The organism is Collinsella sp. AF15-51, from assembly GCF_003462845.1.
In the GTDB taxonomy this organism is placed as follows: domain Bacteria; phylum Actinomycetota; class Coriobacteriia; order Coriobacteriales; family Coriobacteriaceae; genus Collinsella.
On record NZ_QRYG01000032.1, the window covers coordinates 1 to 7,261 of the forward strand.

The window sequence follows — 7,261 nt, forward strand, 5'->3', positions numbered from 1 at the left end:
CCCCCAAACAGTTAGAGCCATCTAACTATAACACACGAATCATGCAGTAAGATGAGGCTAACCTTCTTTTCTTGGCTAAGACGCATCTCTTCGGTTTTCGCTTATAACGGTGTGAGTCAGATACTAGGCTGGAGCTGAAGAAAGAGCTCGGCGGACAGGTAGGTCGATACCGGTTCCCGGAACGGTGATCCAGCCAATTACACCAGGGCCCTAGTCATTGAGTGGGAATAGAAAATTCCTTAGTTATGGGGGTATAAAATTGATTTCCTTTAGGATACCCCCCCCCATAACTATATGAATTGACCTGCTGACTCCAATGAAGATTGGAGGGTAACGGCCAGGGGTGACGGCCCAGCGAGTGTTATTTTGCGAGCTATGCGCGTTGAAAGCGACCTTTCGTGGCATAAACTACTTGCCGGAAGCCGCGGCTTTCAGAGTACGGCTTACGTGTACGTTTAACCTCCGTGGGCGACGGGGTGCCGCAAGGCGTAGAATATCGCCCACCTGTAGGGGCCTGCAGCGATGCGGGCCCCACTTCGTATGAAGAGGCGCAACCGGTGAAGGTCGTATCCATCTCCCAGGACTTCTTCGACCTCGTCGAGGGCGACCGCGAGCTCATGCTTAAGCACAATCTCCCCTGCATCGTGGTGGTGAGGCTGCGTTTCCGCGGGAAGCGCAGGGACTTCGCCGTACCGCTGCATTCCAACATCGCCCCCAACGTGCCCAAAGACCAGTACTTTGCGTTGCCACCCCGCCCCACGACGCGCCCCGGCTGCCGCCACGGCATCCACTACATCAAGATGTTCCCCATAACCAAGTCCTACCAGCGCCGCTTCAGGACCGAGGGCTCGGCCTACTACGAGACGCTCCAGCGCATCATCGACGGCAACACCAAGCGCATTGTCTCCGAGTGCCAGGCGTACCTCGACCGCTACGAGCGCGAGGGAAGGCCCCACTTCGCCGTCGACATCGACCGTATCGTGGGGCTGCTGGAGGGCGAGAAGTAGGGCACTTCGGCTCAGTCTCGAGCCATGTGGAGTCGCTCCGCATTTTTGAACGCCGCGTGTGCGTCCCAAATACTTGAGAAACTTGAGAAACAAGCTGTGAAGTGCAGTGGCTCGCCCGTGCCCGTGCATAGCCGTCACCATTAGCGTCTACGCGGCGTCGGCTTCAAGTGGAACTGGCCCCACTGCTGTATATGGTTTGCCTTGCTGCAAATGGCGATCAATGCCCACGATGCTTCTGCTTGCGCTTCAGCTTTCGCTGCTCGAAGCGCGCCTCCGCCTCATCCGCGCGACGCTGGCTTCTTGCTTGAGCCGACTCCCGCTTCATCGCTTCCCGCTGTGCTGCGAGCGCCTGTTGTGCCTTGGTGCTCACCGCGGGCCGCTTAAGGGCTTTCGCTGCCTCGCGAGCGCGTCGCTTGGGATTCTTCGCGGGCTTGCTTGTTTCCGTGGCCTCGTCACCGAAGAACGAGAGCTTCGCCCATTTGCTTGTAACGAATTGCAGGATTTCCTCATCGGACGGTTCCGCGCCGAAGACGATGCGGGCGACGCCGTATGTTCTGTCCTCGGCGTGTTCCGCCAGCCCGACCCAAAATTGGCCGTCGTGATATACGGTCAGGGTGGGCGACACGCTGATCTGCATGGCTGGTTCCTCCTTTATGTAGATGACCATGCAGAGAAGGGACAACCAAGGAGGCAGGTTACTGATGCGGACTCCCGCACGCCCACGACTACCCGACGGGGACTGTGTTTTCATCTCTGATGCCCGCATTGTAGCACGCGTGAATGCGCCCGGCATCGCTGCTGACATGGCGCGACTGGGAATTGCTCCTCGATGCATCCCTGTGCATATTGCCTCCCCGGTTTCGAAACTTTAAAAAAATCGAGTTTCGAAACCGAGGAGGACCGAATGATGGCTTGGGTAGACCGCAATACGTAGGAAGTTTCGCCATCGTCTATGCTGAACACGAGGTCGTCTTCCTCCAATCCGATCAAGCTGACCGAGCAAGCGGCACCTGGATCGACATTCCCCTGCACATGAACCCGCTTATGCGCGCGAACGGGGGGCTACAAGGGCATGACCGCGCAGGAAGCGCTTGGGGTAGCGAACGGGGCCGAGCATCGCCCTGCGCCGGCCTTGGCATCAGGTCCTCGCGCTGGGCGGTAATCCGAGGATCGGGAGTAAGGATTTGCCCAGCATCGATAATGCTCAGCTATACCCTTATTCCGTCTCCCTGCTCTTGCGGTATTCCGCGAGCCTGTCGTTCAATTCGCGGGTCTCGCGGCTCAGCTTGGCGTTGAAAGCAAGAGTGAGGACCGCCAGGATGGCGAGATAGACAACCGTGAAGGTAACCCACGCCCCGGGGTTGTTCACGGGAACCCAAGCAAAGACAAACGCCAATGCACAGAGGGCTGCGTAGAGGCAAACGTCGAACAGCACCAGGCGCGCGGGATACGCCATCTGTCTGATCACCGCGGGCGTGAAGAACACGAACTGCAGCGCGGGGACGGTGACGCACGCGGCGAGAATCGACCAGCAATAGTTAATGCCCTGCTTGGCGGTGTCATCAGCGAAACAAGTCCCTAATGCCAAGAAGGCTATCATGGCAACAGTGAAGCCGATACAGGTGCTTTTCACGAGTTGTCCGAGGTTTTCCGCGGGCGTCTTTTTATCGGTGTCGATAATGTCCCTGTTAATCATTTCGGTCTCCCTTCCTTCGTTTCGACTGCTTCAGACCGAGCTTCGATTTGACGTCGGGCGCATACTGGCGCGAGATAACGACCTGCTCACCGTTTTCCAAGGTGGCGATGATCCTGCCGTTGACGTCGGGCTTGAGGGCGGTGATCGCGCGGAAGTTGACGATGCAACCTTTCGCGATGCGCAGGAAGTCGCAGTCCGCCAGGCGCTCCTCCATCTCGTAAAGGCGCAGGCCCGTTTCGAGAACCGTGTCGGCCGTATAAATGAACGTGTGCTTGTCGACCGACTTGATGAACAGGACGTCTTCTGCGCTCAGCACGCGCGTGCAGCCGTCGGCCGTGCCCGTCACCTTCCTGTCAAGCATGCGCAGCCGAGCCGCTATATCAAGCACGCGGCGATCGACCCTTACGCAGACGGTCGTGACTTCTATATCTTGAGCTGCTTCTCGCTCTTCGATTGTGATCTTCATGCGTCCTCCCTTCGGGTTGCTCTCATGCTAGCTGACGAAGATAGCTGAACCTTCGGCGTTTAACCAAGCTGCGCAGTCGAGGAACCAAGATGCAGACTAGGCGAGCTGAACAGCAAGAGAGACCGTAGTCACGCATCCTCGGATCGAGCCCGAAAAAGCAATCCTTGCCGCTCATGAACACCGGCACGTGAAACGCCATGCTCAAGAGCACTTAGCTCGAAGAACCCCCTCGCATGCAACTATCGAATCCGGGAAGCTGTCCGATTGGTCGTGCACGACGACGGGCGTACAATGGGTGGATACCAACAAGAACCTGCCCTCCATGCCAACTCCGCCACCTGACGTGATGGGCGATCCGATTGCTCTTCTGGATTGCCTTGAGAAGAACGCTGACGGAATCACCGAGCAGGATTCCAAGGGGACTGCATTTCTTCATGTTGTTCCTATCGGCAAACCCTGCCCCCAGTTGGAAGCCATCTTGGGCATATCGGCCTTGGAGACGGTGTTGTGACTCATATTAGCAAGTCTTCGCTCGACGGAGTCGGCGTTAACGCTAGCGCCGAGTTCGGGAGCACATTGAGGTCATTCGCATTTCCCCATGCATTTGAAAGTGGAACCGTTGAACTCTTGGGTGAATAAGCCGCCTGCGACGATTCTTTCGGTCATCGCTCTTGCACATCCCTTCTGATCTGTGGAAACGTAAGACGGTAAAGCCGCTAGCTACGATTCACGTCGCTAAGAGGGAGGCCGAATGCGGTCTCCCTCGTTTTTCTCGTACCTTATCGTGTATGCCGTGATGTTTGAGCAAATTGGATACACGCAAGCCAACGGCACTATCTACCTGCATGAACGAGACGAATATGCTGTCCTGCTCCATCGGGAGAACAGTGGCGTCGTATTGATGGGGTCGAGCGCCAGGCCGACGGGGCCCCTTGCTTCGGGAACAAAACGTCAAAAGAATGCGCTCATAGTGGACTCATGCGGTTTCGGGTGCACTCACGTGCGGCTTCACGAGGACGTTTCGCGAGATAGAGCTGCTGGCGATGATTACTTTCGGTTGGAGCTCTTCCCGTGGCCTGCGGGCAGTATTCCAGAGCTCGCGAACCGTTGACGGGGTTGAAAACCACCTGGCGCCGTCCTGCCCGGATCTCTCTCGGCGTCTTCGGCCTTTCGAATCCCATGGTTGGGCCGAAAGGTGGACCGTACCCCGGATCTCGGGGTACAGCGCCGCGTTCAGGTCGCGTTGGCGCCTGTGGGTTTCGCTCGGGACGGGCAGTCATCCGCGACCGCGTGCGGGGACCGAAGAATCTTCACGATGGTAGTTGACGCCTAATACCTTGCATCGTATAGTGTGTATAGCACAGTATATGACGAGAGGAGGTGTGCGGATGGAGGCCCAGATGAAGCGTGGCTTCCTGGAGGCCTGCGTGCTCGCGGCCATTTCCGGCGAGGAGTCCTATGGCTACCAGATCGTGAAGGACGTGCCGGCGAGCATGGGGCTCACGGAGTCGACGCTCTACCCGCTGCTCAAGCGCCTGGAGAAAGCCGGGTGCATCACGGCGCGCTCCGCCGAGCACAACGGGCGGCTGCGCCGTTACTACCGCATCACGGACGATGGGCGTGCGCGCATCGAGGAGTTCCTGGCCGAGTGGCCGTCCGTACGGGAGATCTACACATACGTTGAGGGGGCGCACCATGACGCGCGATGAGTTCCTGGGCCGGCTGGGCGAGCTGCTCGCCTGCCTGCCGGCCGAACAGGTGGAGGAGACCAAGGCGTTCTACGCGGAGGCCATCGCCGACCGCATGGAGGACGGCATGAGCGAGGAGGAGGCCGTGGCCGCCATGGGCACCCCCGGCGAGGTTGCCGAGGCCACGCTCGACGACCTGCCCGCCGTGCCGCGCGCGATTGCGAAGACGCGCCGGCGCAGCACTGCGTTGCTGTGGGTGCTGACCATCGTGGGGTCGCCGGTGTGGGTGCCGCTCCTGCTGGCCTTCGCGGCGGTGGCCGTCACGGTCTACGTGTGTATCTGGGTGCTGGCGCTCTGCGTGTGGGTCATCGCCGCGACCCTCGGGGCCGTGGGCGCGGCGTCGCTCGCGCTCGTGGCGGCGGGTGTGGCCGTCGGCCACGTGCCCTACGTGATCGTGATGCTGGGCTGCGGGCTCGCTTTCATCGGCGTGGCCCTCCTCGTGGGCGCGGGCGCCTGGGAGGCATCCAAGCGGATCGCGCGCCTCTCGGCGCTCTGGGCGGGGAAGGCCGCCTCGCCTTTCTGGAAGGGTAAGGGCGAGAAGGGCGGCGCTGCCGCGCATCTCGCAGCGTAGAAAGGAGTGAGTACCATGACCAGCGCGAAGAAGATCTACCTCGCTGTGGCGGGCGGGCTCGTTGCCGCGGGTGTTGTCCTCGCGGGCATTGGCTTTATCGCCTCGGGCTTCGACCCGGCCGTGTTCACAACCCAAATCGATACGCGCGACAGCACCATCGTGCTCGGCGGCGTCGAGGTGGACGAACACGAGAGTGTCCCGTTCATCAGCCAGCTCGCCAATCTGGGCGAGATCGACACCTCCAACGTTGCGGACCCCGCCGCGCCCTAGGGGCGCGGAGCCCGGGCGCTCCGTCCGCCAAGCTGCGTAAGCCGGCGAAACCCGAACCTCGGCTCCAGCGCAACTGGTCTCAAGCCTGCGCCGATTCGCTCTCAGCGCCGCGCGGGGGCCCGCTACGCATGCCCAAAAAAGTACGAGGAGAAAGGAACGCGATGACGACAGTCACGCCCCTCCGCCTTCACGGGGTCACGCAGGACGGGGAGCGACTGGGCCGGGCGGTGGGACTGTGCTTGGATTGGCTACACTGATATGGACAGTTCCGTGAGGGGCGCGAGAGACGGGACTCCGGGGAGATCTCCGAGGAGGAGTACCTCGACTGGAAGCGTGGGTTCAGTGGAGCATGAACCTAATCTCTGTCTCTCTTGCTTTTTCTGATTTGTTGAGAAGCCGGCATTTGGGGGCATTTTGGATATCGAACAGTTCAAACAAGAAGCTGAGAAAATAAAACAAAGCCTGAGTGCCTTGAGAGTCGCCGAGCGCAATGCAGTGATTCCCTTCATGAACGGTGACTTTACCCAATGGGATCTATATCTGGCATCCTCCTCTGAATATGCGATGAGATTGATAGACGGATTCATCTCCATGCTCGAGTCGAGGAATCTTGTTTGCGTCGCCCAGCTTCTCCGCGCACAGGTTGGAGTCTGCCTGAGGACATTCGCGTTATTCGCCGCGGAAGACCAGGATGACTTTCTCAAGCAGGTGTTTCAAGGTGTGCCTGCGAACAAGCTGAAAGATTTCTCGGGTGAGAAGATGTCTGATAGAAGACTTCAAGACTTACTCGAGAAGTTCGATCCAAAGGTAAAAGATGTATACAAGGTGACGTCTGGATTCGTTCACTTCTCCACTGATATTCTGTCGAGCATTGGTGTGCCTGGGGAGGGCTATGAGGTCGAGTTTAATTTTGGAGCCGAGCCCAACGAGAGAAACAATGTGCCTCTCGTGGAATACGGCAAGGCGTTCTGCCACTATGTCGACCTGCATCTCCAGATGCTCCATAAGGTGATTGCTTCGGATGAATGGTATGCCGATCGATTCCGTATCGATTCCGATGGTCCTGCAGACGAAGCCTCGACAAGCGAGAAGGTGTAGGTCAAACGCATTGACGCTGCCTTGACAGCATCCCGATAAAATAACGAATGGGAGGTTCCCTGCGAAATGTGCGCCTCTGTATATTCTCGCTAGGAAGCCCCCGACCGATAAGCCGTCGTTAAGTTCAATTTGAGTTCAGCTTGGGTACCCGAAAATCGCCCAACTCTGAAAAAAGGGGAGACAACGGTATACCATGTAGACGAGAGGCTATGGAAGTGCACGATTTGATCACTGAGTGGGAGTAGAACACACGTTCTGTATAACGTTATAGCACCAGGTGGCAGGCGTAGTTTCAATCGAAGCTACGCTTGCTGCTATATATGGGTCGATGGCGGTATCAATGCCCACGATGCTTCTGCTTGCGCTTCAGCTTTCGCTGCTCGAAGCGCGCCTCCGCCTCATCCG

The 7,261-nt window shown here is 58.5% G+C and carries 9 protein-coding genes; 6 read left to right on the top strand and 3 right to left on the bottom strand.

Annotated elements, in window-relative coordinates; translation table 11 throughout:
* The first annotated feature begins 557 nt into the window (after window positions 1-557).
* Entirely contained in the window at window positions 558-1,007 is a 450-nt protein-coding gene (locus DWW51_RS09935) for a hypothetical protein (protein ID WP_117774390.1), read from the top strand.
* Window positions 1,008-1,224: 217 nt separating this feature from the next.
* On the opposite strand, the gene DWW51_RS09940 is transcribed toward DWW51_RS09935, so the two are convergent.
* The 3 genes from DWW51_RS09940 to DWW51_RS09950 form a co-directional block, all read right to left on the bottom strand.
* Window positions 1,225-1,644 (bottom strand): YjdF family protein, encoded by a 420-nt coding sequence (locus tag DWW51_RS09940; RefSeq protein WP_117774391.1) that lies wholly within the window; start codon window positions 1,642-1,644, stop codon window positions 1,225-1,227.
* A gap of 579 nt (window positions 1,645-2,223) precedes the next feature.
* Window positions 2,224-2,703 carry a DUF3021 family protein gene (locus DWW51_RS09945; protein ID WP_117640133.1) on the bottom strand — a complete coding sequence of 160 codons (480 nt, stop codon included), beginning with the start codon at window positions 2,701-2,703 and terminating at the stop codon, window positions 2,224-2,226.
* Window positions 2,696-3,169 carry a LytTR family DNA-binding domain-containing protein gene (locus DWW51_RS09950; RefSeq protein WP_117774392.1) on the bottom strand — a complete coding sequence of 158 codons (474 nt, stop codon included), beginning with the start codon at window positions 3,167-3,169 and terminating at the stop codon, window positions 2,696-2,698. The genes DWW51_RS09945 and DWW51_RS09950 overlap by 8 nt, the downstream gene beginning before the upstream one ends.
* A 295-nt stretch (window positions 3,170-3,464) precedes the next feature.
* On the opposite strand from DWW51_RS09950, the gene DWW51_RS09955 reads away from it, so the two are divergent.
* From DWW51_RS09955 to DWW51_RS09980, 5 genes are all read left to right on the top strand, one after another.
* A complete protein-coding gene (locus DWW51_RS09955) occupies window positions 3,465-3,680 on the top strand; it encodes a hypothetical protein (RefSeq protein WP_118450766.1) in 216 nt (71 codons plus the stop codon).
* 877 nt (window positions 3,681-4,557) lie between these two features.
* Window positions 4,558-4,878, top strand: coding sequence for a PadR family transcriptional regulator (locus DWW51_RS09965; RefSeq protein ID WP_197032260.1), 321 nt, complete (start codon window positions 4,558-4,560; stop codon window positions 4,876-4,878).
* Window positions 4,865-5,488, top strand: a complete 624-nt coding sequence (locus DWW51_RS09970; protein ID WP_117640138.1) for a DUF1700 domain-containing protein — start codon at window positions 4,865-4,867, stop codon at window positions 5,486-5,488. Before DWW51_RS09965 ends, DWW51_RS09970 begins: the two co-directional genes overlap by 14 nt.
* A gap of 15 nt (window positions 5,489-5,503) precedes the next feature.
* A complete protein-coding gene (locus DWW51_RS09975) occupies window positions 5,504-5,758 on the top strand; it encodes a hypothetical protein (protein ID WP_117640139.1) in 255 nt (84 codons plus the stop codon).
* A gap of 414 nt (window positions 5,759-6,172) precedes the next feature.
* Window positions 6,173-6,856 carry a hypothetical protein gene (locus DWW51_RS09980; RefSeq protein ID WP_117640140.1) on the top strand — a complete coding sequence of 228 codons (684 nt, stop codon included), beginning with the start codon at window positions 6,173-6,175 and terminating at the stop codon, window positions 6,854-6,856.
* Window positions 6,857-7,261 lie beyond the last annotated feature (405 nt).